Source organism: Phyllobacterium sp. P5_D12, assembly GCF_054049495.1.
Window position 1 is genome coordinate 1 of record NZ_JBFUMG010000962.1, and the last position, 1,065, is coordinate 1,065.

Annotated in this window: 1 protein-coding gene; it reads right to left on the reverse strand. The window is 58.0% G+C overall.

Features of this window, described 5'->3' with window-relative positions:
• On the reverse strand, nt 1–1,065 hold a 1,065-nt coding region (locus ACXJ5O_RS27985), incomplete at both ends, for a 2Fe-2S iron-sulfur cluster-binding protein (RefSeq protein ID WP_457302760.1).

The window sequence follows — 1,065 nt, forward strand, 5'->3', positions numbered from 1 at the left end:
AGCGTGCCTTCCACGGTAGGCACAAGCAGCGGAACGACGCTGATATCGGTTAGGGGCCGCAACTGGCAGGCGAGCCGTACGCCGGGATCTGCGTTGATGCGGTTCAATGTTGTCAGCTCAGTGGATTCGGGTCTCGGTAGTGATGCCGCGCCGTAAACGACTTGGACACGGCAGGTCGAGCAGCGGCCTTTACCACCGCAGACCGCATAATGCGGGATCCCACCGAGTCGGCTCGCTTCAAGCACGCTGAAGCCGCGCGGAACGTTGACGATTTGCCCCTCCGGATAACGGATTTCGATCTGGTCAGTCCGTTCGCGCCAGCTGCGACGTGTGCGCATGGCAAAAACAGTCAACAACGTGCCCGCAAATCCGCCATAGAGTGCGTATTTCGTCATCTGCACCCGTTCCTTGCGGACTTCGGTCGTTGCAAATGAATATGCGGCGTCATCGCTCTTCGAACCGCCGTAGCCGGTGCTTGTACCCGCCGGGCCGTACCCGCTGCTGGATTGCGGTGGCTCGCTGGCGAGTATGCGTCCCGTACTGGCAAATCCAAGCAGGGCCAGCACCGGCAGGAGAATGGCAAAGGTCAAAAGGAAGGGTGCGGCCTTGTAGTACCACGGGCGATAGCGCAGCCAGAAATGGACTCCTATACAGCCATGCGTCCAGACCACGACAAGGGCAATCGATTGGCGCAAACCGTTCATCGGTGAGTTGATCCATAGCGAGCGGATGACAAACGCGTAGACGTCCTGCGTGCCCATGATTTGGGAGCTGATGCGTGTTGCAATCACGTGTTCAATGATCAACAGAGGGATAAGAATGCCGAGAATAATCTGTAGCGCTTCCCTAAATGGCATGACGAGGGTGCGGCGCCGATAGAGTGAACGCATGACGAGCGCGATGTGAACGAGAACCGAGCCATAAAGAAGGACGGTGCCGACCGGATTGCGCCAGATAGCGGTGAACCACAGCCGGCCTTTTTCCGCAGCATCCAGAGAGATCAGGTTCAGCGCGTGATTGGCAAGATGCAACGTCACGAAGACCAGTAGGATCAGCCCCGAAATC